Annotated in this window: 25 protein-coding genes, 1 tRNA gene and 1 pseudogene; 15 read left to right on the top strand and 12 right to left on the bottom strand. The window is 66.3% G+C overall.

The features are described from left to right. Positions 1-41: 41 nt before the first annotated feature. From ACRAKI_RS28295 to pabB, 3 genes are all read left to right on the top strand, one after another. Positions 42-545: a SigE family RNA polymerase sigma factor gene (locus ACRAKI_RS28295; RefSeq protein WP_447003536.1), complete on the top strand. Its 504-nt coding sequence runs from the start codon at positions 42-44 to the stop codon at positions 543-545. Then, on the top strand, positions 542-1,483 hold the full coding sequence (locus ACRAKI_RS28290; protein WP_447003535.1) for a hypothetical protein: 942 nt from the start codon (positions 542-544) through the stop codon (positions 1,481-1,483). Before ACRAKI_RS28295 ends, ACRAKI_RS28290 begins: the two co-directional genes overlap by 4 nt. A 133-nt stretch (positions 1,484-1,616) precedes the next feature. Next, complete coding sequence (gene pabB / locus ACRAKI_RS28285) at positions 1,617-3,677, top strand: aminodeoxychorismate synthase component I (protein ID WP_447003534.1); 2,061 nt, start codon at positions 1,617-1,619, stop codon at positions 3,675-3,677. A 65-nt stretch (positions 3,678-3,742) separates the two neighbouring features. Here pabB and ACRAKI_RS28280 read toward each other — a convergent pair whose 3' ends face one another. Beyond that, on the bottom strand, positions 3,743-4,084 hold the full coding sequence (locus ACRAKI_RS28280; protein ID WP_015104119.1) for a histone-like nucleoid-structuring protein Lsr2: 342 nt from the start codon (positions 4,082-4,084) through the stop codon (positions 3,743-3,745). Positions 4,085-4,356: 272 nt separating this feature from the next. Here ACRAKI_RS28280 and ACRAKI_RS28275 point away from each other — a divergent pair, with 272 nt between their 5' ends. The 4 genes and pseudogenes from ACRAKI_RS28275 (at position 4,357) to ACRAKI_RS28260 (ending at position 6,138) form a co-directional block, all read left to right on the top strand. Then, complete coding sequence (locus ACRAKI_RS28275) at positions 4,357-4,638, top strand: metal-sensitive transcriptional regulator (protein ID WP_447003533.1); 282 nt, start codon at positions 4,357-4,359, stop codon at positions 4,636-4,638. 84 nt (positions 4,639-4,722) lie between these two features. Beyond that, positions 4,723-4,796: transfer RNA gene (locus ACRAKI_RS28270), tRNA-Leu, on the top strand. A 56-nt stretch (positions 4,797-4,852) separates the two neighbouring features. Next, positions 4,853-5,212: pseudogene (locus ACRAKI_RS28265) on the top strand (site-specific integrase); the annotation flags it as partial. A gap of 182 nt (positions 5,213-5,394) precedes the next feature. After that, positions 5,395-6,138 (top strand): site-specific integrase, encoded by a 744-nt coding sequence (locus ACRAKI_RS28260; protein ID WP_447008537.1) that lies wholly within the window; start codon positions 5,395-5,397, stop codon positions 6,136-6,138. Between the two features lie 2 nt (positions 6,139-6,140). Here the strand turns inward: ACRAKI_RS28260 and ACRAKI_RS28255 are convergent, their stop codons facing one another. Continuing rightward, positions 6,141-7,295, bottom strand: a complete 1,155-nt coding sequence (locus ACRAKI_RS28255) for a hypothetical protein (RefSeq protein ID WP_447003532.1) — start codon at positions 7,293-7,295, stop codon at positions 6,141-6,143. Positions 7,296-7,426: 131 nt separating this feature from the next. Between ACRAKI_RS28255 and ACRAKI_RS28250 the strand changes: the two genes are divergently transcribed. Genes ACRAKI_RS28250 through ACRAKI_RS28240 form a run of 3 tightly spaced genes read left to right on the top strand, consistent with a single transcriptional unit; the run spans position 7,427 to position 8,499 of the window. Continuing rightward, complete coding sequence (locus tag ACRAKI_RS28250; protein ID WP_447003531.1) at positions 7,427-7,648, top strand: hypothetical protein; 222 nt, start codon at positions 7,427-7,429, stop codon at positions 7,646-7,648. After that, the gene (locus tag ACRAKI_RS28245) at positions 7,626-7,958 is read left to right on the top strand and encodes a hypothetical protein (protein ID WP_447003530.1); all 333 of its coding nucleotides are present in this window, start codon (positions 7,626-7,628) and stop codon (positions 7,956-7,958) included. Before ACRAKI_RS28250 ends, ACRAKI_RS28245 begins: the two co-directional genes overlap by 23 nt. A gap of 25 nt (positions 7,959-7,983) precedes the next feature. Continuing rightward, positions 7,984-8,499 carry a hypothetical protein gene (locus ACRAKI_RS28240; RefSeq protein WP_447003529.1) on the top strand — a complete coding sequence of 172 codons (516 nt, stop codon included), beginning with the start codon at positions 7,984-7,986 and terminating at the stop codon, positions 8,497-8,499. 245 nt (positions 8,500-8,744) lie between these two features. Here the strand turns inward: ACRAKI_RS28240 and ACRAKI_RS28235 are convergent, their stop codons facing one another. From ACRAKI_RS28235 to ACRAKI_RS28220, 4 genes are all read right to left on the bottom strand, one after another. Further along, positions 8,745-10,844 (bottom strand): cell division protein FtsK, encoded by a 2,100-nt coding sequence (locus ACRAKI_RS28235; protein WP_447003528.1) that lies wholly within the window; start codon positions 10,842-10,844, stop codon positions 8,745-8,747. A gap of 160 nt (positions 10,845-11,004) precedes the next feature. Then, positions 11,005-11,334 carry a hypothetical protein gene (locus ACRAKI_RS28230; protein WP_447003527.1) on the bottom strand — a complete coding sequence of 110 codons (330 nt, stop codon included), beginning with the start codon at positions 11,332-11,334 and terminating at the stop codon, positions 11,005-11,007. Then, positions 11,331-11,675, bottom strand: coding sequence for a WhiB family transcriptional regulator (locus ACRAKI_RS28225; RefSeq protein ID WP_447003526.1), 345 nt, complete (start codon positions 11,673-11,675; stop codon positions 11,331-11,333). Before ACRAKI_RS28225 ends, ACRAKI_RS28230 begins: the two co-directional genes overlap by 4 nt. Further along, positions 11,672-11,956: a helix-turn-helix domain-containing protein gene (locus tag ACRAKI_RS28220; RefSeq protein WP_447003525.1), complete on the bottom strand. Its 285-nt coding sequence runs from the start codon at positions 11,954-11,956 to the stop codon at positions 11,672-11,674. The genes ACRAKI_RS28225 and ACRAKI_RS28220 overlap by 4 nt, the downstream gene beginning before the upstream one ends. 151 nt (positions 11,957-12,107) lie before the next feature. On the opposite strand from ACRAKI_RS28220, the gene ACRAKI_RS28215 reads away from it, so the two are divergent. Continuing rightward, the gene (locus ACRAKI_RS28215; protein WP_447003524.1) at positions 12,108-12,482 is read left to right on the top strand and encodes a helix-turn-helix domain-containing protein; all 375 of its coding nucleotides are present in this window, start codon (positions 12,108-12,110) and stop codon (positions 12,480-12,482) included. A 483-nt stretch (positions 12,483-12,965) separates the two neighbouring features. Further along, positions 12,966-13,805: a tetratricopeptide repeat protein gene (locus tag ACRAKI_RS28210; protein WP_447003523.1), complete on the top strand. Its 840-nt coding sequence runs from the start codon at positions 12,966-12,968 to the stop codon at positions 13,803-13,805. On the opposite strand, the gene ACRAKI_RS28205 is transcribed toward ACRAKI_RS28210, so the two are convergent. Genes ACRAKI_RS28205 through ACRAKI_RS28195 form a run of 3 tightly spaced genes read right to left on the bottom strand, consistent with a single transcriptional unit; the run spans position 13,773 to position 17,026 of the window. After that, positions 13,773-14,357: an NUDIX hydrolase gene (locus tag ACRAKI_RS28205; RefSeq protein WP_447003522.1), complete on the bottom strand. Its 585-nt coding sequence runs from the start codon at positions 14,355-14,357 to the stop codon at positions 13,773-13,775. The two genes, ACRAKI_RS28210 and ACRAKI_RS28205, sit on opposite strands and share 33 nt — an antisense overlap. Before the next feature lie 33 nt (positions 14,358-14,390). Next, on the bottom strand, positions 14,391-15,959 hold the full coding sequence (locus ACRAKI_RS28200; protein WP_447003521.1) for a hypothetical protein: 1,569 nt from the start codon (positions 15,957-15,959) through the stop codon (positions 14,391-14,393). Further along, a complete protein-coding gene (locus tag ACRAKI_RS28195) occupies positions 15,956-17,026 on the bottom strand; it encodes a protein kinase domain-containing protein (protein ID WP_447003520.1) in 1,071 nt (356 codons plus the stop codon). The genes ACRAKI_RS28200 and ACRAKI_RS28195 overlap by 4 nt, the downstream gene beginning before the upstream one ends. 442 nt (positions 17,027-17,468) lie before the next feature. Between ACRAKI_RS28195 and ACRAKI_RS28190 the strand changes: the two genes are divergently transcribed. From ACRAKI_RS28190 to ACRAKI_RS28180, 3 genes are all read left to right on the top strand, one after another. Further along, positions 17,469-18,092 (top strand): hypothetical protein, encoded by a 624-nt coding sequence (locus tag ACRAKI_RS28190; protein ID WP_447003519.1) that lies wholly within the window; start codon positions 17,469-17,471, stop codon positions 18,090-18,092. Between the two features lie 214 nt (positions 18,093-18,306). Further along, entirely contained in the window at positions 18,307-18,594 is a 288-nt protein-coding gene (locus ACRAKI_RS28185; RefSeq protein ID WP_447003518.1) for a putative quinol monooxygenase, read from the top strand. Between the two features lie 178 nt (positions 18,595-18,772). Then, positions 18,773-21,115, top strand: coding sequence for a hypothetical protein (locus tag ACRAKI_RS28180; RefSeq protein ID WP_447003517.1), 2,343 nt, complete (start codon positions 18,773-18,775; stop codon positions 21,113-21,115). Between the two features lie 46 nt (positions 21,116-21,161). Here ACRAKI_RS28180 and ACRAKI_RS28175 read toward each other — a convergent pair whose 3' ends face one another. From ACRAKI_RS28175 to ACRAKI_RS28165, 3 genes are all read right to left on the bottom strand, one after another. Continuing rightward, a complete protein-coding gene (locus tag ACRAKI_RS28175) occupies positions 21,162-22,535 on the bottom strand; it encodes a family 43 glycosylhydrolase (protein ID WP_447003516.1) in 1,374 nt (457 codons plus the stop codon). Positions 22,536-22,559: 24 nt separating this feature from the next. After that, a complete protein-coding gene (locus tag ACRAKI_RS28170; RefSeq protein WP_447003515.1) occupies positions 22,560-23,933 on the bottom strand; it encodes an AbfB domain-containing protein in 1,374 nt (457 codons plus the stop codon). 82 nt (positions 23,934-24,015) lie between these two features. Next, entirely contained in the window at positions 24,016-25,479 is a 1,464-nt protein-coding gene (locus ACRAKI_RS28165; RefSeq protein WP_447003514.1) for a family 43 glycosylhydrolase, read from the bottom strand. Positions 25,480-25,658 lie beyond the last annotated feature (179 nt).

Below are 25,658 nucleotides of genomic sequence, written 5' to 3'. Positions count from 1 at the left end.
GGCTGCGTGATTACCTCGTACCGCAGCACGGGGGAGGACAGATGAGTGATCGGGACACCGCGTTCGCCGAGTACTTCGCGGCGCGGTCCGAGGCCATGCGCGGCACGGCGTACCTGCTGTGCGGCGACTGGCACCGTGCCGAGGACCTGGTCCAGGCCACGTTCACCAAGCTCTACGTGGCGTGGCGGCGGATCAACCGGCACGAGGCACTCGACGCCTACACGCGGCAGACGCTGGTCCGGACGTTCGTGTCCGACCTGCGTCGGGGGTGGTTCCGCAACGAACGGGTGAGCGGGACGACCGCCGACGCGGCGGCCGTCGGGCGCGGCTCGACGGAGGACCGGCTGGTGCTGCTGGCGGCGCTGGCCCGGGTCCCGCCGCGGCAACGCGCCGTGCTCGTGCTCCGGTACTGGGAAGACCTGTCGGTCGAGGAGACCGCCAGGGCGTTGGGCTGTTCCGAAGGAACGGTGAAGAGCCAGGCCGCGCGGGGGCTGCAGACGCTGCGCGGCCTGATCACCCCTCAGCAGGGAGAAGTGGTGCGATGAACGAGCACGAGCTGAAGAGCGCGTTGCAGGACGCGATGGTGGCGAGCAGCCCGCCGCCACCGATGGATGCCGGGGCTGCGCTGGAACGGGGCCGCCGTGCGCACCGCCGCAGGCAGGCCACGTGGGGAGGGGCGGTCGCCGGACTCGGGGTGGTCGCCATCGCGGTCGGCGCCGTGCTGGTGCCGAACCTGGCGGGTGGCGACGGTCTAGCCGGGGTGGGGGCGCAGTCGTCGGAGTCGCGGTCGGCCGACGCCCGACCGTCGATGACGTCGATCCCACCGTCGCCGCCCCAGCCGGAGACCTCGAACGCGGCCTCGGCGTCACCGTCCCGGGGTGAGGAGGGGGTTCCCTGGCCGAACGGGCAGGGCGACCGGACCTCGACCAACGGGCCGCGGGCGGACAAGAGCGTCGCGGTGCTCAACGACCTGGCCTCGTCGTTGCCCAACGGGGTCGGGGTCGAGGACCGGGAGCGGCTCCAGCACCGGGACTACGGGCCGATGACGCGCACCCAGTCCCAGTTCGCCGACTACGCCGCCGACGGGCTGGAGGTCTGGGAGTACCTGGCGTACACGCCGGTCGTGCGCAGCGGCGCGCCGGGCGTCGGGCAGCTGTGGGTCCAGGTCGAGACCAAGGGCAACAAGCGCCTCCAAGGCCCGGGGGGCTGCGGAATGGTCGTCGAACAGGTGTACCCGGCGAGCCAGGGGGGCCGGTGTGACGAGGTCGACGCGGCCGGCGCACGGGTCGCCGTCGTCACCGCCGAAGGCACGGCGGAAGGCATGGAGCAGGCCGCCTTCTACAAGCACGCCGACGGCACGCTGGTGATCGTGGCCCAGTCCAGGGAGTACGAGCGCTCGGGTCACCCGGGGCTGGCCGAGCTGCCGCTGACGCCGCAGCAGCTCGCGGCCATCGCCGCCGACCCGAAGTTCCGCCTGGACTGAGTCGGGAGGGACGGGGAGGCCGGGCGCCGCGGGTGCCCGGCCTCTTCGGTGTCCGCGCGTGTCCGGGTGTCGGTGTGTCGTCCGTCCAGGGGTACTCCATCCGGGTGTTCGTGCAGGTAACGTCGTGTGTGCCATGCGGACCCTGCTCATCGACAACCACGACTCGTTCACCTTCAACCTCTTCCAGTACCTGGCCGAGGTGAACGGGCGCGAGCCGGTCGTCATCACCAACGACGACTCGGGGTTCCGGCTGTCCGACCTGCGCCGGTTCGACAACGTGGTGATCTCGCCCGGACCCGGCCGGCCGCAGCGCGAGGCCGACTTCGGACTGTGCCGCGCGGTGATCGAACAGGCGGAGATCCCGCTGCTCGGGGTGTGCCTCGGGCACCAGGGGCTGTGCCTGGCGCACGGCGCGTCGGTGGAGCTGGTGCCGCCCCGGCACGGGGTGGTGGACCTGGTGCGGCACACCGGGGTGGACGTGTTCGCCGGCCTGCCGTCACCGCTGCCCGTGGTGCGGTACCACTCGCTGGCCGTGACCGACCTGCCCGATGCGCTGGAGCCGATCGCGTGGACGTCCTCGGACGACGTGCTGATGGGCGTGCGCCACCGTTCACGGCCCGCGTGGGGCGTGCAGTTCCACCCGGAGTCGGTGTGCACGTCGCACGGCCACCAGCTCCTGGCCAACTTCCGGGACCTGACCTCCGCCGCAGCCGTCTCGCCCGCCGTCGTTCCCCTGCCTTCGGTCAACGCTCCTCCTGCGGCCCCCGCCGCCGCTCCGACCGCCGCTTCCGCCCCCTCGGTCCGGGAGGTGCTGGTGCGGCGCGTGGACGTGCACCCGTCGGCGGAGGACGTGTTCGCGGCTCTGTACGGGGCATCTGATGACGCGTTCTGGCTGGACAGCAGCCTCGTCGGCGCACGGGGCCGGTTCTCCGTGATGGGCGACGCGCAGGGGCCGCTGGCGCGCGTGGCGACGTACGACGTGTGGACCGGGGAGGTCACCGTGGACGGCGTCACGCATCCCGGGCCGTTCTTCGACTGGCTGGAAGCCGACCTGGCCGCGTGGCGGGTGACACCGCCGGACGACGTGCCGTTCGAGTTCGCGCTCGGCTGGGTCGGCTACCTCGGGTACGAGGTGAAGGCCGAATGCGGCGGCGTGGCGACGCACCGTTCGGAGCAGCACGATGCGGCATTCGTCTTCGCCGACCGGGCGCTGGTTTTCGACCACGTTTCGCGGTGCGTCTACCTGTTGGCGTTGACCGACGAGGACGGCTGGTTGGGCCGAACGGCCGATTTCCTGCGTGATTTCACCACTGTTGCCGCATCGGCGCCCCGGCCCGCGCGTGCGGAGTCGGTGCAAGCCCGGCACAGCCGTTCGCACTACCTCAAGCTGGTGGCGGCCTGCCAGGAGGCCATCACGGCCGGCGAGAGCTACGAGGTGTGCCTGACGAACACGGTGACGTGGCGCGGCGAGGTAGACCCGTGGGACGCCTACCGGTTCCTCCGCGCGGAAAGCCCGGCGCCGTTCGGCGCGTTGCTCCGTTTCGGTGCGCTCTCCGTGCTCAGCACTTCACCCGAGCGGTTCATCAGGGTCGACCGACGGGGTGTCGTCGAATCGGAGCCAATCAAGGGCACGAGACCCCGCGGGGCCACCGCCGTCGAGGACGAGGCTTTGCGCACAGCCTTGGCGACCAGCCCGAAGGACCGGGCCGAGAACCTCATGATCGTGGACCTGGTCCGCAATGATCTGGGCCATTGCGCGGAAGTCGGCAGCGTCGAGGTGCCCAGGATCTTCGAGGTGGAGAGCTACGCGACAGTGCACCAGCTCGTCAGCACCGTTCGGGCCAGACTGCGTTCCGGAAGTTCCGCCGCCGACGTGGTTAGGGCGGCGTTCCCGGGTGGGTCCATGACGGGTGCGCCCAAGATCCGGACAATGCAGATCATCGACGGGCTGGAAGCCGGGCCCAGGGGGGTCTACTCCGGGGCGCTCGGATACTTCTCACTCTCCGGAACGGCCGACTTCAGCATCGTCATCAGGACGCTGGTGGTGGACCGGGACAAGGTGAGTTTCGGGGTGGGGGGCGCGGTCATCGCGCTGTCCGACCCCGAGGAGGAATTCGAGGAGACCGCGGTCAAGGCGACCGCGCTGCTCAGCCTGCTGGACGCCGAGTTCCCAGGGCGCACCAGAATGGCCTGACGGCCACTGACCTGCGTTTTTCCCCTGCGGTAGTGGCGGTCCACCGCAGGGGAAAACGACGCGACTCAGGAGGCGTGCGCTTCCTGGAACTGCACGACCAGGCCCTGGGGAATGCGACCGCGGTCGGAGATCTGGTGGCCCTGCGCGCGCGCCCAGTCCCGAATCGCCTGCGCCTGCGCCTTGTCACCAGCCTTTACCGTGCTCTTGCCGGTGCCCTTGCGCTGCTTGCGGCCACCCGCCCGGCGCGCCTTGGCGACGAAGTCGGCCAGGGACTCGCGGAGCTTGTCCGCATTGTCCTTGGAGAGATCGATGGAGTACTCCACTCCGTCCAGCGCGAAGGTCACGGTCTCGGCGGCTTCGCTGCCGTCGAGGTCGTCGATGAGTTGGACGACGGTCTGCTGTGCCACTGTTCCTCCGTGTGTGCTCGCATAGCGCGTGCTGCCTACGACTTGTTCTGCGCCACACGCTTCGACGACACCATAGTGCACCAGAGGAATATCGCCTAACCTTTCGCGGCGAAAATGTGACTGATGCCCCCGGACGGGTCATTTCGCCGGCTTAACCGCAGCCACCCGAAATGGGAGCGTGCCGAAGCGTCGTCCGTGGTGCCGGTCACACCCGGTCGAGTGGCCTATCCTGGGAGTCGGGTACCCGCCCAGGGTAGGGAAGGTCGGGAGCGATGCACGGTTACACGCCGGACAAGGACGCGATCCTCAAGCGATTGCGGCGCATCGAGGGGCAGGTCCGCGGCCTCCAGCGGATGGTGGAGAGCGACGAGTACTGCATCGACGTGCTGACCCAGATCTCGGCCGCGACCAAGGCGTTGCAGGCGGTGTCCCTGGGGTTGCTGGACGAACACCTGAAGCACTGCGTTGCGCAAGCCGCGGCCGAGGGTGGCGAGGTTGCGGAGGCGAAGATCGCCGAAGCGTCCGCCGCGATCGGCCGCCTAGTCCGATCCTGAGGGCCGGGACTCCCGGTCGTCGCTCCCCGGGGTCGGGGGTCGTGCGGCGGCCGGGCGACCTGATCGAGTAGAGTGCTCCCACCGGCCCCCGTAGCCCAATCGGCAGAGGCAGCGGACTCAAAATCCGTCCAGTGTGCGTTCGAGTCGCACCGGGGGCACAAGGCCTGACCAGGCCGAACAACTGAACCAAGATCAGAGATGTTGATCTCTGTCCATGACAGTGTCCATGAGTACACTGAGGTCATGGGCAGAGTTAGTGCTGCGCGCCGCCCGAAGGGCAACATCCGGGAGCGCGGGAACTCGCTTCAGGTCCGGTACTTCGCCGGACGAGACCCGGTCACGGGCAAGGACGTCTACCTCACCGCTTCGATCCCCGGTCACGACGATGCGGCTTACCGCAAGGCTGGAGGACAAGCTCGCCGAGTTCCGCACGCAGGTGAACAAGCAGCGCTCCGCAGAGTCGAGCGTCTCGCTGTCCTACGCGCTGGATGAGTGGATGCGCACCAGCGAGATCGAGGACAGCACCCGCAAGACCTACGTCGGATACATAGAGCGCACCATCAAGCCCGCCGTGGGCGGTCTGGCGGTGAAGAAGATCAGCCCGCGCATCCTGGAGAGCTTCTACACGGAGCTTCGCCGGTGCCGGGTGCGCTGCGATGGCAAGCCGTACATCGAGAAGCACAAGACGGCCGAGCCCACGACTGCCTCGAAGAGAAGTGCAAGGCCCACTCCTGCAAGGGAATGGCTGCGTCGACAGTGCGTCAGATCCACTCGATCCTCAGCGGCACACTGGATGCCGCAGCCCGTTGGGAGTGGATCGACGCCAGTCCGGCGCAGCTCGCCCGACGCCCGAAGCAGAAGCCGCCGCAGCCGGACCCGCCGAGTCCCGCTGAAGCAGCGCGGCTGGCTGAAGAGGCGTTCCGGATGGATGACGACTGGGGCACGTTGGTGTGGCTCGTCATGACGACGGGAATGCGTCGCGGTGAGCTGTGTGGGTTGCGGTTCAACCGGGTGGACCTCGACGCGGAGCTGATCGACCTTCGCCGCAACTGGGTCGGTGGCAAGGAGAAGGACACCAAGACCCACCAGAACCGGCGGATCGCGCTCGACTCGGAAACCGTGACGCTGCTCCGTGAACAGCGTGAGCGCGTAGCCGACCGGGTGTGTTCGATCGGAGGCGAGTTCACCGAAGACCTGTTCGTCTTTAGCGGCACCAGGTCGCTCGACCACAAGCAGCCGTACTCGCCGAATGCCGTGACCCAGCGGTACAAGGACATGGCAGACCGGCTCAAGATCGACACGCACCTACATGCTTTGCGCCACTACTCGGCTACCGAATTGCTGACCGCTGGTATAGACCTCCGCACGGTCGCCGGCCGTCTAGGGCACGGCGGGGGAGGTGCGACCACTTTGCGCGTGTATGCGGCATGGGTGGCCGCGTCGGACCGGAAGGCGGCTGAAATTCTGGGGTCGAGGATGCCCAAGCGGACGCGTAGTTGACGTCAGCCGGTTAGCGCCTCCAGTCGCTGACGCTGTCGAACCGATCCGACTTGCGCAGCGAGCAGCCGTGCCCGTTCCGCGTGAACGGTTGCCTCGCGCTGCTCTCCTCGTGCGGACAGCACACGCGCGAGGTCCACTCGCAGAGCCGTTTCCGCTCGCGCGAAATCAGGGTCCAGATGGTCGAGCACGCCGGTCAACACGTCGGCCGCTTCCGGCTCACCAAGCCGTGCCAACGCGCTACCCCGCCACCTGTCCAGGTGCGTTCCGTCGAACACGAGGTAGGGCGCTTCTACGTCGCTGGAATGGCGCGCGATGGTCCGTTCCGCGTGCTCGAAGGCGAGGAGGCTGCCGTCACGGTCTCCGGTCGCGGCCAATGCTTCACCGTGGCCGGCCAACAGCCAGGAGGTGAGAAGTCCGGGCGCGCGGTGTTCCGCAACAGCGCACGCGTGGCGCGTCAGCTCAACTGCGGTTTGAGGTTCGCCGATGTCGAGCAGCACGACCGCTTGCCCCGCGCAGGCGTAAGCCTCCAGAGCACTCGACTCGGCGACGCGTGCCGCGCTTCGAGCCTTGTCGTAGTGCTCCCAGGATTCGCGGAGCGATCCTTGGTCGAGCGACTGCCAGCCGGCCAACGTGCACGCGTCCACCAGGACACGCGCGAGTGCGATTCTCGATCGTTGATCGAGGACGTTCCCGAGCAGGTTCCACATCTGGCTGATTTGAGCGCGCAGCTCGCCGAGCAACGCCGACCCACCCAGCCGCCGGTCGATGACCCGAGTCAGATCGAGCTTCTGCTGAAACAGTGAGATCGTCTGTTGATCGACCGCTCGTCCGGAGGTGATCCGTGCCCGCAGTTCCAGCGCCTCCCCGGACCACGACTGGACCTCGGATGGTGAGGGTGTGGCAGGTTTGAGCAGTCGGTCGATCGGGACGCCGAGCATTTCCTCAAGCAGTCGCTTGGTGCCTGCTCGTACCGGCCCCAGTGGTCGGCCGTCGGCGCGTTGGCCCGATGCCAGGCGGTGGACGTGGCGGACGCTGAGCGTCGCGTCGATGCCGTGTTCGTAGGCGAACAGGGTGGCCTGTTCGCTGAACTCCTCTGCTGTCAGCCCGCGCTTGTGGAGTAGTTCGCCCAGCAGTGTTCGTCCGTGCCCTGACGTCATCGGTTGATCTCCATATCACCAATGTCAGCGCTGACCAGTCTATGCCCCCATAGGTCCCGCTGGGGCGCTGGCAGGTCATTTGCTCCTGGCGGACCAGTGGGCAAGCTGAAGTCAGCGATTCGTCAAGGGCGGTGGTGATCGTGGTGTGGAGTGAGCTTGCGAGCGATTTCGGCGGGGTCGCGCTGTTTCTGGTGTGGCTCGTGATCCCCCTTCTCTACCTCGTCATCGTCGGCAGGCGATACGTGCGGCAAAGCCAGGAGAACGCACAGGTGGCGGTCTGGGCGCGTGACGAGGTGTGCCAGATCCGCGAGGAGCAGAGGGAAGGTAGTCGTGACGTTGACGCTGGTGAGTGACGGTGACCGGGGTGAGGGTGGAGAGCAGCGCGCGTCGTTGTTCGATGACCCGAAGATCGTCGCTGAGGTTCAGGAGCTGGTGAACGATCAGGCACCGCGTCTGTTCGCGGTGGTGCGGGAGACGTTCGAGCCTGAGGACGTGCAGGTTGCGGCGTGGGGCATGACCACGCGGAAGGGTGTCGAGGTGTTCCCGGTCCACGGGGGTGCGCACATGAGCCTTCAGTCGGCGGAAACCGCCCTGATCTTCTTCCGAGCTGGCGGGCAGGCGGTTCCCCGTGTGGTGTGGGTCGGGGGCGAGGGTGGGGAGTAGCGGCCTGGCGACTGCGCTGGAGTGCTTGGCGCGCGGATGGCCGGTGGTGCCGGGGGCGCTGTGGATCGATGAGACCTACGTCGATCCGGTGACGAACCTCGACTGCGAGTCCCTTGCTCTGTGCCTGCCGGCTATGGCGACGTCGGACCCGGAGTTGGTCCGGCGGTTGTGGCCGGTGCTGGAGGAAGGAGTCACGCGTTCGACGTTGGCTGTTCTGGGTCCGGCGTTGGTCGCGTTCGCGGTGCGACCGGAGCGAGCCCGGCACGTGATGACCTCTGCGCGGTTCCGCGCCGCTCCTACGCCCGTGGTGATGCTGCCGCTTCCGGCGGCCGGCCTGACGGTGGAGTTCGCCGTATTCGTGCTCTCGTCTACGGAAGGGTTGGACGAGGGGTTCGTCATCCCGCCGGGGGCGACCCTTCCACTGCCGCCGGTCGTGGTCGAGGGGTACGCGGTGCAGTGGCTCGTGTCGCCGGCCGAGTGCGAACGGCTGATGACCGGTCCGGAGTTGGCGAGTCTGCTGGAGACCTCCAACCCTCGTTAGTGGGATGGACGGTTGGTGCACGGGTGCCGATCGCCTCCCTCGCCGGCACCCGTGGGACGGGACGGCCGTGTGCGAACCATCCATCCGGATGGCACCGCACACGGCCGTTTCGCGCTGTCTGTGACGGGTGGCCCGTCCCATGTCCCACCCGTCACACCAGCCTGTTTGTACAGGTCAGGGCTGGTAATGGGGGTGTCCCGGCGGGTGTGACGGGCTGCCAGGCTTGAGACGGATTCGGTGACGGGTCAGTCGTCATCCTCGATCACCTCGCCATCCACCATGGTCCCGTCCCTGACTGCGGTCAGCGCCGCGCGGATGTCCGCGACGAGGTAGCCGCGTACCTGCCGCACACCGTCGTCGGTGGTGATCCGGTCGCGCTTCGGTCGGCACCCGAACTCGCCCATCCGCAGACCGAACGCTGTTGGCTCGACGTCCAGTGCGGCCACGAGTTCCGCTGTGGGAACGAAGTCCCGCCTACCGGGTTGGAGATCGTCGCCGAGGTAGTCCACAACGGACGCCAGTGGTTCCGGCACCTCCACTTCCTCCGGACGTTGGGCCACCGTCCCAATCGCCTTGGCTACAGCGGCGTGATCGAGCGCCGGCCGGTGGTCCTGTCCGGCTGCATGGCCGCTCAACGTGCCCTCTGCCTCCCGTAGCGCGCGTCCACGGGCGCAGATGGTCCGCCAGTCCTCGTTGGGCATGTAGTAGGTCCGCACGGTCGTTGCGAGTACGTCGGCTCCTGCTGTGGTCTCTCCGTCCGGTCGGAGGATGCCGACGCCCTTGTGCGTGGCGAGTAGGCGGCTGCTGTCATAGCCGCGTGTGTTCATCTGCTCGCCCAGGACGATGTTGCTGTCGCGCCAGTCCATGACCCGCAACGCGAACCGTGAGCCGAGCACCGCCCGCAGGTTGCTGGGGATGGTCTTGCTGTCCGGGCGTTGGGTCGCCAGGACGAGCACGATTCCGGCGGCCGGTCCCTTGCGCGCGAGCCACGTCAGCAGCTCACCGACGTACTCGCCTGCGGTGAGCTTCTTGTCCTGTACCTCCAGGGGTGTCCGGTCCTCCAGCGGGATCTGCACCTCGTCGACGATGATCGCGGTCACCGGCATGTCGAGACTCGGGTCACGGGACATGGCCGGGGTGATCTTCGATTCGGGGCACACCTCGTCGTCAAGGTCCTGCATCCGGCGGTAGCGGCCCTGCACCTCGGCGACGAGTTCCACGAGCCAGTCCACGAGCGCCAGGACGTGCGCCGGTTCGTCGCCGGCCATGAACCGGTGCGCCACCCGTCCCGCCGCGTACCAGTCCTTTCCGGCCTTGAAATCGGCCACATAGAGCCGTGTGTACGGGTCCAGGATCAAGCCCGCGGCTGCCAACCGTGCCGCGAAAGTTTTGCCCTGCCTGGGAATCGCGCCCACGAGCAACGACGTCCACACCAACGGCAAGTCCACTCGCCGCTGCCGTGCGTCACGCCCGAACGGCACCGGCCGCCACGCGTCCCACCGCTCCACATTGAGCAACGGGGTCCGCAGTGGAGGCGACCCGTACGGGTCCTCATCGGCAACCCACAGCGCCACCCTGCCCGCATGGCCGCCGTTGCCACGCACCCGTTCCACGATGAGCTGCACCTCGTCCACCGCGAGCGCCGACGCCAGCGCCTCCCGGTTCTTGACCACGTCGGCCGCCTTGCGGGTCGCGGGCAGGTCCACGGTGACCGCCCACCCGTCACCCTGCCGCGTGGCGCGTTCAACCAGCCGCAGGCTTTCGTCCTTGCCGATGAGCTTCGCGTCGCGGAACGCGTCCACGAGCACCTGCGGGTCCATCGTCCACGTCAGCGTCCGAGGTCCGGCCAGTACGGGTGTGCGACCGGGCGAGCCGTCCTTGCGGCGGCCGAGCACCGCCAGGACCACCGCGACCACCCCGCCACCCGTCCACAGCACCCGATGCCCGTAGACGAGATCGAGCACCGCGACCACCACGCCAGTGGCGACGAGTGTGGCGCCGGTGACCTTCCACCGGAACAACCCCAACGCCCGAATGTCGGTGAACTTGTCCGCCAACTTCTCCGACTGCTCCGCAGCCGCCCGGTAGTCCGCGACCCGGACCCACGACCGCCACCACCGCAACGCCACCATCAGCCCACGCACCACCGCACCGACCAACCGGAACGGCGACCGCAGCACCGCCACCACTAAATCCTTGACGGCCTGCACCACCAGCCGACGCGACTTCAGGACGGCAGGCACACGGGGCGAACGCTGCCACCAACCGGCGATCCGCCGTACCCACGACGTCCGGTCCGTTGGCGGCTGGTCGTTCACGAACTCGCCGTCAAGGACGGCGTTCACGAGGTCACGCCGTGACGCCTGCACCGGGAGCGAACCGTTCTCGCCGTTCACGACAGCCCGCCCCCGCCGAGTTCACGCGTCAGCGTGGCCGGTGTGTTCTCGTCCGGCGTGGCGGGTGGCCGCCCGAAGGCGACCACCCTTCCCACACCCTTCGGTGTGCTCACCGCCGATCACCCCTGCGACGCGGACCGTCCACCGCAGTCACCGTCAGCGCCTTGGTGAGCGTGTAGCCGGAGAACAGCGCCGGCAGACCCAACACCACCCACAGCAGCGTGGAGTCCCGTCCGTGGGTGATCACCAGCCACTGAACACCCACGATCACACCGGCCGTCACCACGACCCGACCCGTGAGCGACAGCAACCGCGCACCGGCCCGCGCCGTGTCCGCCGCAGCCTTCGCCTTGCGCGAACCGGCACGCCACACCATCACCAGCGCCAGCAGCACACCCACACCAGCGAGTACCTGCGTGACCGTCAGGTTGATCGTCATGACGACGGCCCACCCATCCGGCCACGCCGCGCCAGCCACACCGGGTACAGGGCGCGCCGGTCCTCGTCGGACAGGCCACCCCACACGCCGACCGTGTCAGCACCGGCCGTACGCAACTCCAGTTCCAAGCACGCACGCCGCGCCGGACACTCCGCACACAACCGGGCCGCCAACTCCCGATCGGTCATCTCCTCGTTGTCCCACTCCGGCGACCCGTGACCCGGCACCAGCCACAAGCACCGGCCGTCCCGCGTGACGATCTCCAACAACACCTCATCCGGTACCGCCGCGAACCGGTCGAGGTCCGCCGCGATCACCTCGTAGTAGTTCTCGCCGTTCACCACGAGGTACCCCCGGTCAGCCGAGCAACCTCACGGGCGGTTCGCCGCTCGGCAGCCATACCGGCCACGTCGACCACGCCGCCGGAGTCCACCGCCTGCCGAACCATCTCCTCGACGGCCCGTGCAGGGACGACGTACCTGGTCCGCACCCGGACAGCGGGGAAGGCGTCTTCCCGAATCGCCCGGTACAAGGTGGATGGGTCAATGCGCATGAGGCGGGCAGCCTCAGGCACCGTGTAGAAGGTGGGCGAGCCAGCACCCGCCCCAGTGGTTGTACTCATTGGTCGCACCTCCGGATGACTGATTTCACCGCTCGGAGCGCTGACATAAGCGTTGATTATTGGTCAATAGCCGCTGATGTCAGTGATCGCGCCGATAACGGCAGGAACCCCGCGCTAACGTCGGCGCTGAGGGCGGCGCACGGAGGCGGACGTGAAAGAGGATTGGTCGGCAGTCGCGGAGGCAGTGAACGCCCGCGCGGCCGAGCTGGCTTTGAAGCAGCGGGAACTCGCCGAGAAGTCGGGCGTCTCGCTGGCGATCGTGCGCGAGATCCAGCAAGGCAGAATCAAACGCCGACGCAATCCGCGCACCCTCGAAGCGCTGTCGATCGCGCTCGACTGTCACCCGCAGCACCTGACAGCGGTTCTCAACGGCCAGAACCCGCCGGAAGCAGATGCGACCGCAGCACCGGTCGACAACCCGGTAATCCCGCTGCTCAACACCATCATCCGCGAGATCCGCGGACTGCGCGCCCAACTCGGGACGCTCACCAACCGGCTCGACGACGAGGCGCGAAGAAAGGACTGATTCGCGGCAATCGTTCGGCGGTTTCCGTGTCGCTGTCATGGCAACAGCACACAGCCGAACAGGGGGACGAAATAATTGTCAGCGACTAACGCGCCACATGTTAGGTCGAGTTAAGTTCGCAGGTCACGGCCTCAGGGGACGGGGGAGAACGTGGCAGGACGAGGACGAGGTGCCCCGCCGCTCACGCGGCTACAGGCCATCCGCAGGGAGTCCGGACGCACGCAAGCGCAAGTCGTCCGCTACTTCCTCGCCAGGGGCAAGACCCTGGGCATCCCGGTAGCCAGCGAGTCGGCACTATCGGTCATGCTCTCCCGCTGGGAGAACGGCCGCGTAGAAGTAACCGATCCCGGCTACCAACGCCTGTTCCGAGAATTCTACGGCCGGACCAACGAAGAACTAGGCTTCACACCAGAACACCAGAACTAATCGGCCGAAGAACTCCGCGACCGTTTGATCGTCTCGCGCAACATCGACCGTGAGACCGTGGACCTGTTCCAACGCCAAGTCAACGACCTGAGCAACTCAGACAAGCGATTCGGCGCAGTAGTCGTTCTCGACCAGTTGAACAACCTCGTCCGCCAGATGGAGAGCGTCAAGACGTTCAGCGTCAGGACGCAACACCGCGAACGCTTGGCAGCCATCCTCACCGACGCCCGCACCCTGGCCGGCTGGACAGCTCTCGACCGGGGATCGCAACTACAGGCGTGGCAGTACCACGAGGACGCCAAGGTTTCCGCCCGCGAAGCAGACTCGCCGTTCCTCCTGGCCCACGCTGCCGCCCAACAGGCGGTGATCCTCCTGGACATCGGCGAACCGACCGCAGCCGTCGAGCTGCTGGAGTACGCGCGCTACGTAGCCGAGAACCACGCACCGTCCCTCCTGCGGACATGGCTTGCCGCAGCACACGGAGAAGGACTCGCAGCGGCCGGACGCCACGACGAGTCCCTACGCGCGTTCGATGAGGCACAAGGACTTCTGCCCGCGAACCCGGTAGACCCTGAGCTGCCCCACCTACTCCTCAGCGACGGTCACCTTGCAAGGTGGCGAGGCAGCGCCCTAGTACGCCTAGGCGACCAGGACGCCATCGGAAGCCTCGAAGCGGTAGCGCGAGAAATGGAGACCTCCCCGCGCTCAACCATCCGCGCCCAACTCCACACGTACACAGACCTAGCCTTCGCCTACGCCGCCGCTGGCGACAGCAGGGGAGCACTGGCCTACGCCGCCAAAGCTCGCCAACTAGCCACCCGCATCGGCTCCGACCGCCAACGCCAGCGTCTAGCCAAGTTGCAGCTACCCGAGATCGGCCGGACCGGCATTGCGTGAGGCCAAGTAGAACAACAGCGGCACAATCGCCCCGGACCCCAGCACCTCACCACGCTTGATCAGATCCAACATCCGATCAATCGGAATCCACTCGATCCGCGCGGCCTCCTCGCCATCGGTAGGCTCGCCTACCTTCTCGGCGTTCCGCCAGATGTAGGCATTCACCGGAGCATCGACCATGCCAGGCAACGGCTGAAAAGTAGCGATGTGTTGAGGCTCGCCAATCGGCCTCCAACCGGTCTCCTCTACAGCTTCCCGCGCAGCCGTAGCGGCCGGATCTTCACCCTCCTCAACCAGCCCGCCAATGAGCTCGTAACCCCACTGGTCAACAGCAAACCGATACCGCCACAGCGTCAGCACCTCTTCGCGCTCATTCAACAGCAGCGCAACCGCAACGTGGTGCAGCTTGACCACATGATGCTCAAACCGGTTGCCATCTGGCGGTGCGACGTCGACCAAATTTAGTCGTACCCATTTGTTGTCGTAGACGGTTCGTTCTCCGTGGACGGTCCAATTGAGCTCTTCGGGGTGTCGAGTCACGACGTTGTACACTATTGGAAGATGCAGTGAACTGCAAGTGGACATCTACTGGAACTTGCGCACAACGTCGCCTATTTTGATGCGCTGACGCCTTGCAAGTGCCTGCTCGAATCGATCGTGAAGCGCATTTAGCTCTTTATCGCTCTGATTTCTCTTGAAAGCTGAGCTCGCTAGTTCGATTGCTTCGTCGGCGAGTGGGCCGTCTGAGCGAATCTCTTCGCAGGCCCACATCACTATCGCAATAGCGGCAGTGCTCGCTCGACCCTTGGTTCGGAAAGTTTCAACGGCGTCGAGGTACAGCTTGCGGCCAACTTCAATATCACCCAGTCGGTACGCGATTAGTCCACGCGTAGCGGTAAAGGCTGCGCGTTCCAATGTGTCGCCCGTACCTTGTGGGTAACGCCTCATTACTTCCGCTGCTTGTGTGGGCTGATCCATGGAAGCCAATGCGAACGCCAAGTTGTTGAGCAACGTTGGGTCGTTGGGGTTCGTAATAAGTCCGAGTTGACTTGCTTTGGCTGCCGCCTCGTAATCCTGTGCAAGCAATGAGGCGGTGTACGAGATAAATATAGCCGGATCCAACGCAAAAGGTTGGTCGGCTAGCCAGTATGTGGCATGTTCTACCGCTTGTTTGAAGTCGCCGATTCGACTTGCATACAGCGCCCTGGCTTCGAAGCCCTGCGGAATATCGAGTTGTTGAGGTTTTACGACATCCACACCATGCTGGGCGGACCACTCAGCCTGTGCCACCGCATTCTCGGTAGGGTCTTCGAGTGCTTTGCGGAGGAGTCGTCTAGCCTGTTTAGTATTACCGCTTTGTAGTTCTAGTGCAGCAAGTGCGCTTGCAAGTTCGCTGATATGAAGAGGAGTGAAGCCCGCGTCAAGCATCTGTCGTCCTCGTCGCAGATTCCTGATGGGGCGTCCGGCCAAGTTAGCCGTAGCGATTTCTGCGGCCAGAACCCAGGGATCTTCGAGGCGGCGAGGGTTTGTGACAAGCAGGTCGTGAGCCGTATCAAAATTGTCCATCTGTAGATGGAGGCGCGTGGCTGACCGCAGAATGAAGCGATTATCAGGCGAAAGAGCGAGGGCAATGCGCATCGCTTTGAGTGCTGACTGACTAGTTCCGAGCGTTGTATGTGCATGGGCAAGATCTGCCCAGCAGATAGCGTTTCTGGGTTGAAGGCTAACTGCTCTCCTTAGTTGTACCACTCGATCACGTGCGGCATTCGAGTTCAAATCCGGACTCGATCCGCTGGGTAGAATAGCGTCGGTCAGCCCAAGTGCCCTCTCGGCAATCTTACGTGCGTTGATCGGAGCACTTTTTTGACTTATTACGTACTGAGCTGCTTCTGTGACCCCATCATGGTCTAGCAAATCAAGTACTAGCGCGGTTCCTACCAAGTCTGCTGCACTGTGAATTCCTGGCCTTGACTTGAAGCTGGCCATCCTTTTAGTGATTTCTGTGACGCGCTCGGCGAATGGTACTGGAAAAGCAGTTTCTGCTGGACTGGTCCGACTGGAAAGTGAGATCACCTCGCTGCTCCACCGCGTGAACTTCCACATCCGCCATCGTGGAATGATCATTCTGTCCTCGGAACCGTTCAGTGCAGTCATGGCATGTTCCGAGTCAAGAGGTCGACCCGCTTCGTGAGGAGGTCGAGAGTGGTTACGATTCGATCGAGGGCGTATGGGTTACCGGCGGAACGTCGAGTTGTTGGGTGGCCACGAAGCTCCGGATCTGGATCACAGAGGTAACTAACAGTCTTTGTCAGTTTGTCGGCAATGTTGACCGGGGTAGCAGAATAAAGCCGTGATAGTGCTCTGCCGAATGCATCACGAACGTAGGGAAGTACTTCTGTGTAAGTTCCCGTCCAGTTGGCGGGCGCATGCATTGGATGGAGCTCCATGTTCATAAGGGCGTTGATGCTTGCTCCTGTGAACATAAATGTTGCAAGACTTCCGAGGTGGTAGAGATCGCACGCAAATCGGCGCGCGTAAAATTCGGTTGGAGTCGCGCCGTATTGCTGTTCAGGGGGTGCATAGCTCGGATCGCCAGCAATGGCAAAATCATCATGCAGGGCAGGTCGACTGGCGTCAGTTGCTCTACCTAGATCGCTGACTTTGCTTACCCGCAGGACGTTGTCGGTGTCGGGAAAGATTAGAACATTGGAAGGTTTGAGGTCCTGATGTGCGATCATGTGCTGATGTAGTTGTTTCAGGCCAGTCGCTACATGATGCAAACTTCTTAGTCTTGACACTGCATTTACATCGGTATGCTGGTCCAATTCAGCTCGAATGTCACCATCGGCTAGCTCAAATATTATATAGCTAACGGTGGGGATCGGGCATCCATCGACGTAGGCTTCACCATCTGCTAGTGAAACTACAACTTTGGACATCCTGCTCTCACCACAATGCTTCAATAGATCGCGTTCGAACAAGTACTCATCAGTAAGTGCGTTAAGGATCTGGGCAACATTTGTTCCGCCGAGTGCGCGTGCGTAATTTAGTGCTTTCAAGAAGCCTTGGCGGCCGTCCTTATTTTCGACCTTGTAGCCAACGCAGAAGTTGCCGCCTGTGGCGCTTGTTGGACGTGAGACTCGCTCGGTTACGATCCACCCGCCGTCCAGTTCTCGGCCTTCGAGTAGTTCAGCTGCGTTTGGCAGGGCGTTAGGGAACATGAACACTACCGTTCTGATAGTTTCGGAATTTATCTAACTTTGAACTAGTCGGTTGACGGTGGACGCATAGCCTACGCCTATGGGCGAGCTCCGGGAGTGCAGCGAAGACCGGAGTTGACCTCTATCAGGAGCAAAACTTGATCTATAGCGGCAAGTGGCATGTCCATGAAGCTGTCCATGAACGATGGCGCTTCGGTGCCTCCAGGCCACTGAGTGCCGCTGCGCGAGACGCTCCCTGCCCAGGTCGCCATAGGTGCCTTGGCTACGTAGCCGACTCAAAATCCGTCCAGTGTGCGTTCGAGTCGCACCGGGGGCACATCATCGATCCACCCAAGATCGGCCCTTGACCTGTGTGAACCAGGTCAAGGGCCGATCTTGTTCCCGGTGAGGCTCCCCGCAGGGGTTGACGGCTTCCGGTGGGTCGGCGTTGTCCACTGCGACCTTGCCGATCCACCTGAACTGGTCCGCACCGGGACGGCGGTTCAACCTCGCCAACCGGTCGGAACGGGCGCGCGTCTATGAGATCGCGCTCCGCGAGGGCGGTCCGGGGGACGAGTTCGAGGTGGGGCGACGTTCTGCCGGCCCGTGGTTTCCGGAACCGGATTCGCTCGTGGTCGATCTCCCTCTGTTCGACCGTGCGGAGGCTTGCGACATCACCGACGTCTACACCGTGGCTCAGCGTTACGGCAAAGACTTGCTGCTTGCCCGCGCCGCCGAAGTCGACATGGGGTTCGCCACGGCTGTCTTCGCGCAGATGCTGAGCACGCTGTCCCGCTTGAGGACAGGGAAACTGCCCATCCCGGACGGCAGGTTTCGGACCTTCGGGCGTTCTTCGCGAACTGGGCTTCCGAGCTGGTCGATGGCGACACTGATTGACCGTCCCTTCTGGACCAACGCGCTCGCCCGCCGCACGTACATACCTGACGCCCCGCTGCTGCCCCCGTCACCTCGGATGCACGACACGACCGTGGTTGGAAAGCGTGTTCGTCCATGGTGTTCCTCCGACAAGGCGATCGCCACGTTGGTGATTCCCGGCGTGTCGCCTGCGGAGCAGTGGAGGTCGTGACGACCTCCGGCTCAGGGATGGGGACGCCCGTCCCTGAGCCGGATCGCGTCTTTCCGCGCCGTTCCGGCATTGTCGGGAACCAGCATCCGGCAGTGGACGTTCCGATGCGGGGTGCCCTTGCGCGTGCAGCCCTCGGTCGTGCGGAAGGGCCGTCGAGGCAGGTCTCGAAGTCATACGCTGTGACAGGTTCGGGCAGGCAGCGGAGGAGTGGCGCATGGTGATCGTGGCGGGACACATCGAGGTCGACCCGCAGGAGCGGGAGTCCTACCTCGCGGACTGCGTGACCGTGGTGGAACAGGCGCGCCGCGCTCCCGGCTGCCTCGACTTCGCCATCACCGCGGACCTGGTGGACGCCGGTCGGATCGTCATCTTCGAACGCTGGGAGTCGCAGGCGGCGGTGGAGGCGTTCCGCGGTAGTGGTCCGGCCGACGAGCAGGGCGCCGCGATCGTGTCGGCCTCGGTGTCCGAGTACGACATCTCGGCCGTGCGGTCCCTGTTCTGACACGTTCCGGAACGTTCTGGGCGTTCTGGACTCTGCACGAGCGGGCCTGTTCGTCCTCACGCTCGCTGCCGAGCCGGTCCTGACCTGTGGAAATTCCCGGACGAATCCGATCCCCACCTGCGAGTATTCGTGCACCAGACGCGGCACGACGCCCGTCGCACACATCCCAAAGGTGGACATGAGATCGTCCGGAAGACCGGTGCGCGTCGCGCGCGCCGGAGTGCTCGTCGCTGCCCTGATCGGCAGCCTCGCCGTGGTGCCCGGCCCCGCCGCCGCGGCCCAGAGCCCGAACTGGGCCTCGCAGAACTCGACGAAGTGGGTCACCACCGACTCCCGCACCCCGAACGAGGCCGTCACCACCGGTGACGCCCGCGTCGGCGCGTGGCGGGACGCCGAGGGCAAGCACCACCTCGGCAAGTCCTACTTCACGTTCGACCTCACCCGGTTCACGGGCACCCAGCTGTTCACCGCGTCGATCCGCACGCCGGAGCTGTCCGCGAACGACTGCGACAAGCCGCGCGCGACCGAACTGTGGGTCGTCGAGCAGGCGGACGCGATCACGTGGGCGAACCAGCCGCGTGAGGTGGTCCGGGTGGAAGGCCCCACGGCCGGCGACGGGTGCACGACGCCGTGGCTCAACTGGAACGTCCTCGACGTGGTCAAGCAGGCCGTCGCCGAGGGCCGCACGTCCCTCACCGTCGCCGTCCGCGTCGCCGAGGAGTTCCAGGGCGACGCGGCCTACGGCCGCACCCACAACGCCTTCGCGGTCCTGAACACCACGTTCAACACCCCGCCGGCGACCCCGACCGACCTGCACGTCGAGCACCTGCCGTGCACCGCCGAGCCGATGTTCTTCTACGGCGACCGCCCGTTCGTGTCCGCACGGGCGAGCGACCCGGACGGCACGTACGGGCTGGACGGACGGCTGGCCTTCTGGCCGGTGGACGCGCCGGACCAGCGGGTCGAGGTCCAGACCTCCACCCGGGACCGGGTGACCGGCTGGTTCCCCGCCGGCATGGTGGAGGACGGCGGCACCTACGCGTTCGCCGCCCGCGCCGAGGACGGCTTCGCCAACTCCGAGTGGTCCGCGCCGTGCGTGTTCACGGCCGACCTCACGGCGCCGACGAACGCTCCCACGGTCACCTCCACGGTGTACCGGGAGAACGGCGCCCCGCCCGGTGACGGAGGCGACGGCATCCCGGGCGACTTCACGTTCAGCGCCGACGGCGACCAGGACGTGGTGGCGTTCGACTACTGGGGACTCGGCATCCAGGGTGGCCGGGTGGACGCCGACCAGCCGGGCGGTTCGGCCACGGTGACGGTCACCCCCGACACCGACGGACCGGTCCACATCCAGGTCAACGGCGTCGACCGGGTGGGCCACCGGTCACCGGCCCGGACCTACCGGTACTGGGTGAAGACCACCGCTCCCTCGGTGGAGCTGCCGCTGTTCGAACTGGGCGTGCCGAGGGACGTGGTGTTCACCGCGTTCCAGGCCGGTGCGACGGCGTTCGTCTACCGGCTCGACGGCGGTCCTGAGCAGACGGTGCCGGTCGCCGCGGACGGAACCGGCCGCGTGACGCTCCTGTTCGCAGAGTCGGGGCAGACCAACCACACCTTCATGGTGTGGACGGTCGACGCCATGGGCTTCAAGTCGGGCGTCTACGACCAGCGCCTGCACGTCAACCAGGCGCAGCCGTGGGTGGACGTCGACGTGTGGGCCGGTCTCGTCGGGCAGAAGCGGGTCTTCACCGTGACGCCGAACCGGACCGGTGTCGTGTCGTACGTGTACCGGATCGGCGATGAACCCGAGGTGTCGGTGCCCGCCGAGGCGGACGGTTCGCTGACCTTCGAGCACACCCCGACCGCGCCGGGCTACTTCGACGTGCTCGTGGCGAGCGTGAACGGCGCCGGCGTCCGTTCCGGCTGGGGGGAGTCCGCCCTCGTCGCGGACGCACCCGCACCGACCGTGACGAGCGTCGAGTACCCCGGCTACCCGGAGGGCGGCGGTCCTGGTGTGACCGGCACGTTCACGTTCTCGTCGCCGCAGCTGCCGGTGGTCTCCTACCGGTACGTGTTCACCGACGAGGCGGAGCAGGCGATCGAGGCGGGCGCCGGGGGCACGGCGTCGGTCCAGTGGACGCCCGCGAAGCCCGGCTGGTACACCCTGCGGGTCAGCGGTGTGACGGCGACGGGCGTCGGGACCGAGGAGACGTACTTCTCGTTCCGGGTCAAGGCGTTGCCGCCGATGGTGACCAGCCCGCAGTTCCCGGACGGCGGTCCGTCGACCGCCAGGGTCGGTCAGCCGGTCGAGTTCACGGTCACGCCGGCGCTGCCCGGTTCGCACGAGGTGCTGTGGTCCGCCGCGTACAACCAGGCGCAGGTCCTGCCGGTCGGTCCGGACGGCAAGGTGACGTTCACCTACACGCCGACCGGGCCGTTCTACCTCACCGTGTCGAGCCGGACGCCCGAAGGCGCCGTGTCGGGTGACGTGAGCCGCTCGTACCACGTGCTGCCGTGACGGTGTGGCCCGCCGGTTTCACCCCGGCGGGCCACACCCCCAGGCCTTACTGGACGCTCGGCCAGCCCGCGGAGTCGTAGACCAAGCGGTTGATGCCGAGCAGCGACGCGCCGTTGTCGGCGTAGTAGTGGTAGACCAGGAAATCACCATCGGTGTCGGCGAGCACGGCCTGGTGACCCGGGCCGTGGACGCTGCCGTGCGAAGCCAGGATCTGCGTGCCGCCGCCGGCGTTCATGTCCACGCCGTTGCGGTCGCGGTAAGGGCCGGTGACGCTGGTCGAGCGGCCGACCATCACGCGGTACGTGCTGGCCGCGCCCTGGCAGCACCGGTCGAACGAGACGTACTGGTAGTAGTACGACCCGCGCTTGAAGATGAACGGCGCCTCGGTCGCGCCGCCGCCCCGGCCCGAGATGCTCAGCAACGTGCTGTTGAGCCGCAGCCCGGTCGACGGGTTCAGCTCGATCATCTTGATCCCGGACCAGAACGAGCCGAAGTTGAGCCACCAGCGGCCCTGGTCGTCCACGATCAGGTTGCCGTCGATGGCGTTGAAGTTGTCGCTCGTGCGGGACTCGATCACCAGGCCGCGGTGGGTCCAGGTGCCGGAGTTGCCGCTCGGGCTGGTCGCCAGGAAGATCGCCGACCGGTTGGAGCCGAACGACGAGGCCGAGTAGTACAGGTAGTACTGGCCGTTGTGGTAGGAGATGTCCGGCGCCCACAGGTTGCGCCCGCCGTTGGTGTAGGTCGTCGTCCACGGCGCGCCGCCGGGGAACGCCTGACCCGCGTTGCGGAACGTGGTCCGGTCGGTCGACGTCTTCAGCGCGACGTTGTCGCCGGTGTGCGCCACCAGGTAGCCGCCGGTGGGCCGCTTGACGATGGTCGGGTCGTGCACGCCGATGTCACCGGTGACGTGACCGGGGTTCGGGTAGCCGGTCGACCCGGTGGACCACCGCTGGTTGGGCGCGCCGGTGCACGTCCACAGGACGACCCTGGCGCCGTTGGCGGTGCTGTGGTCCAGCACGTCCAGGCACAGCCCGGAGGCGTTCGCGGTGACGGAGCCGTCGCCGTTGAGCCGGAACTTCTGGTTCGCCGCACCGGTGCAGCTCCAGATCACCAGCCGGGTGCCGGCGGTGGTGCCGTGGTTGTAGGCGTCCAGGCAACGGGTGTCGTCGAACGTCCGCAGCTCACCGCTGGACGTGAAGTGCCAGCCCTGGTTCGCCTGCCCGTTGCAGTCCCAGATGGACACTTCGGTGCCGAGCGCGGTGTTGTTGCCGGCGACGTCCAGGCAGCGCCCGGACCCGGCCCCGACCAGCGGTGAGCCGATGACGGCCGACGCGGTGGGCGCGGTGGTCAGTGCGGCCGCCAGCGCGGCCACCACCAGTGCGGCTCTCGCGAGCCGGAGCGTGCTCTTTGCGGGGAACATCCATTCCTCCCAAGAGAACTGCGGTCAGTAGCCGATCTGGAACGTGGCGTCCGCGCGGTCCGCGGTGGTGCTGACGGGGTCGATGCGCAGCAGGTAGTTGGCGTGGCGGAGGTGCCGGTCGGGGAAGTTGTGCGACCGGAAGGAGGTCCACGCGCCGTCTGCCAGGCCGGGGACGCGGTGGAAGGTGGCATCGGCGGCGAAGGTGGCCGAGCCGTCGTTCTGCGCCAGGCCGACGACGTAGTTGGCGTGGCGGAGGTAGCGGTCGGAGAAGTTGACCGACTGGAACGACACCCCGGCGGAGGACGCGAGACCGGGGACCAGGCGCCATTGGGAGTCCTGGTACGGGTCGAACGGGTACGGGTCGATGCGTGCGACGTTGTCGGCGTGCCGGATCAGGTGGTCGGGGAAGTTGTAGGACTTGACCCGGTTCCACGCCGGCGCGCCCCAGCGGGCGATCAGGTTGGCGTGCTCGGTGGCGGTGATGCCGCAGATGGTGGGGTGCTTGGCGTTCAGCGGTTGGCTGTACTGCGCTTTGGTGAGCGGGGACCAGCTGTTGGAGTTGATGTCTCCGCTGCGCCACGCGTACAGCTCTCCGTTGACCGGCACGAACGAGTCGCCCCAGAGGAACCACTCGTTGCGGTTGTGCGCCTTGACCACGATGGGCGCCTCGATCCCGCCGCTGATCACACCGCTGGTGTAGGTGCCGCGGTCGAAGCTGCGCGGGTTGAGCGTGGTGGAGCGCGCGCCGTAGAGCCGTCCGTCGCTGAAGCTCTTGTAGTACAGGTAGTTCATCCCGCTGCCGACGTGCATGGTGGCGTCCAGGACGTTGAAGCCGGGGTCGAAGAACAGTTGCGGCGCGCTGACGGTGACGAAGTCGGTGGTGTAGTTGACGTAGAAGGCGTCACGGCCGCCGCTGTTGGCCGAGTAGAGGATGCCGTACTGGCCGCGCGCGGCGTCCCAGAACGCTTCCGGCGCCCACGTGTGGGTGGGCATGGAGTGCATCTTCAGCCTGCGGTAGGCGGTGAACGACCTCAGGTCCGGCGAGTCCCAGGCGTGGATGTACTGGTTCTGCTGCCCGAAGTCCGTGCCGGTCAGGTCCGTCGCGAGCACGACGAACCCGCCGTTCTGCTTGCGCATGATGAACGGGTCACGCAGGCCGCGCGTCCCCGCGGTCGGGGTGGCGACCGGGTTGTTCTGGTTCAACGGGGTCCAGCTGAGCCCGTCGGTGCTGACCGCCAAGTGCAGGGCGTAGCGGTCCGCCAGCTTCGAGGGCGATTCGGTGAAGTAGCCCATCACGTAGGCGGAGTCGCCCGGAGCTGCCTGGGCGGTCACGCGGGTCGTCCCCGTGAGGGCGACCGCGGACAAGCCGCCGGCCAGGAATGTGCGTCGTCGCAACATGGACGTCCTTGTCCACTGGGAGGGAGGGGTGGGTGGCCGGCGGCGGGAGACGTGCCGCCGGCCACCTGGCAGGGCAGTTCGGTCAGGAGGTGGGTTCGCCGGAAGGCGCGGCGAGCTGGGTGCCGAGCCGGACGGGGGTGCCGAAGTTCGGCGTGCCGTCCGCGTTCCAGGTGAACTTCTGGGCGCGCGTCGACCGGTTCATGTCGCAGCCGCCGCCCGCCGAGTCGTTGGCGTGGTAGACGATCCAGTCCTCCGTGCCGTCGGGTGACTTGAAGAACCCGTTGTGGCCCGGGGCGAACACGCCGTTGGCGTCATTGCGCTGGAACACCGGGTTCGGGGACTTGGTCCAGTGCGCCCGGTTGAGCGGGTCGGTGCCGGTCAGGGTGAGCAGACCCAGCTTGTAGTCCGGCCCCCAGCACGCGCTGGCCGAGTAGACGATCATGGTGCGACCGTTGCGGTACAGCGGCTCCGCGCCCTCGTTGACCGGGTGCGTCTGCCGTTCCCACGACAGCGTCGGCTGGGAGATCGTGCGGCGGCTGCCGCTGATCGTCCACGGGTTGGACAGCGGCGTGATCGTCAGCGACTGGCTGCCGTCGGTCGCGCTGCCCATCAGGTACAGCTTGCCGTTGTGCTGCAGGATGCTCGGGTCCAGCTCCCAGGTGCTGCCGAGGTCGGCCTTGAACGAGTACGGACCCATCGGGTCGGAACCGGCCGACTCCAGCACGTGCATGCGCTGGGTGGGGTTGAAGTCCGGCACGTTCTGCCCGGCGACGTAGTACAGGTACCAACGGCCGTTGAGCAGGTGGAACTCCGGCGCCCACATGTTGCAGCAGCCGTTCGGCCTGGTCAGGTTGAAGATCACCTGGTCCGCCGCCGTCGACAGGCCGGCCAGCGTCCGCGAGCGGCGCATCGTGATCGTGGAGTTCCACGTCGTCGTGGCCAGGTAGTAGTAGCCGTTGTGGTACTGGAGCCACGGGTCGGGGCCGTTGCGCTTGATCGGGTTGGTGAACGTCCCGGGCGTGGTCCCGCCCAGCTTCACCAGCTGCCACTGCTGGTTCGTGCCGCCGGTGTCGGGCCACTGGATGAGCTGCGCGCCGTCGGCTGTGGAGAAGTCGAGCACGTCCACGGCCTTGCCGCTGTTGCGGTTGACCAGTCGGACGAACCCGCCGGCGGAGTCGGCCAGCCGGAACTGCTGGTTGGTCGCGTTGCGGTCCGCCCACTGGATCACGTTCGCGCGGTCGGCGGTCGACGCGCCCTCGATGTCGAGCACCTTGCCGCTGTGCACCGACTTCAGCCGGTAGTAACCGCTGCCGGAGTCCAGGAACTGCCACTGCTGCCACGCGCCGTCGTTGCGCGTGTACTGCGAAATCCGCGCGCCGTCGTTGGTGGCGAGGTCGTAGACGTCCAGCGCCTTGCCGCTGTTGCGGTTGACCAACACGTACGTCGCGTTGGTGTCCACCACTGCGGCGGACGCCGACTGCGGCAGGGCGACCACCGCACCGCCGAGCAGGACCGCCGTGGTGGCGAGGACGAGGGCCGATCTCATGTGTTTCTCCTTGCGCCGTTGCAGGGAACGAGGTGATCAGGTGTCAGCCGGGTTGCCCGACAGGAGTGGGAGGCGGCAGCGGCACGCGCCACGGTGCGCGGGTCGTCACTGTGGCCTCCAACAGCGTTCGGGCAGGCGGGAGACGGCGGCGTGGAGCACTGCGTTCGGGACCCGTCGAC

This window comes from Saccharothrix isguenensis, assembly GCF_052936305.1.
The sequence above is the reverse complement of the archived record's forward strand: the minus strand, read 5'-3'. Positions and strand labels throughout refer to the sequence as shown.

Bases quoted from the DNA above. Each gene is read 5' to 3' on its own strand.
- ACRAKI_RS28175 (WP_447003516.1), bottom strand. From the start codon at position 22,535: ATGTTCCCCGCAAAGAGCACGCTCCGGCTCGCGAGAGCCGCACTGGTG.
- ACRAKI_RS28165 (WP_447003514.1), bottom strand. From the start codon at position 25,479: ATGAGATCGGCCCTCGTCCTCGCCACCACGGCGGTCCTGCTCGGCGGT.
- pabB (WP_447003534.1), top strand. From the start codon at position 1,617: ATGCGGACCCTGCTCATCGACAACCACGACTCGTTCACCTTCAACCTC.
- ACRAKI_RS28295 (WP_447003536.1), top strand. From the start codon at position 42: ATGAGTGATCGGGACACCGCGTTCGCCGAGTACTTCGCGGCGCGGTCC.
- ACRAKI_RS28230 (WP_447003527.1), bottom strand. From the start codon at position 11,334: ATGACGATCAACCTGACGGTCACGCAGGTACTCGCTGGTGTGGGTGTG.
- ACRAKI_RS28255 (WP_447003532.1), bottom strand. From the start codon at position 7,295: ATGACGTCAGGGCACGGACGAACACTGCTGGGCGAACTACTCCACAAG.
- ACRAKI_RS28195 (WP_447003520.1), bottom strand. From the start codon at position 17,026: ATGTTCCCTAACGCCCTGCCAAACGCAGCTGAACTACTCGAAGGCCGA.
- ACRAKI_RS28180 (WP_447003517.1), top strand. From the start codon at position 18,773: ATGAGATCGTCCGGAAGACCGGTGCGCGTCGCGCGCGCCGGAGTGCTC.
- ACRAKI_RS28185 (WP_447003518.1), top strand. From the start codon at position 18,307: ATGGTGATCGTGGCGGGACACATCGAGGTCGACCCGCAGGAGCGGGAG.
- ACRAKI_RS28200 (WP_447003521.1), bottom strand. From the start codon at position 15,959: ATGACTGCACTGAACGGTTCCGAGGACAGAATGATCATTCCACGATGG.
- ACRAKI_RS28275 (WP_447003533.1), top strand. From the start codon at position 4,357: ATGCACGGTTACACGCCGGACAAGGACGCGATCCTCAAGCGATTGCGG.
- ACRAKI_RS28220 (WP_447003525.1), bottom strand. From the start codon at position 11,956: ATGAGTACAACCACTGGGGCGGGTGCTGGCTCGCCCACCTTCTACACG.
- ACRAKI_RS28170 (WP_447003515.1), bottom strand. From the start codon at position 23,933: ATGTTGCGACGACGCACATTCCTGGCCGGCGGCTTGTCCGCGGTCGCC.
- ACRAKI_RS28290 (WP_447003535.1), top strand. From the start codon at position 542: ATGAACGAGCACGAGCTGAAGAGCGCGTTGCAGGACGCGATGGTGGCG.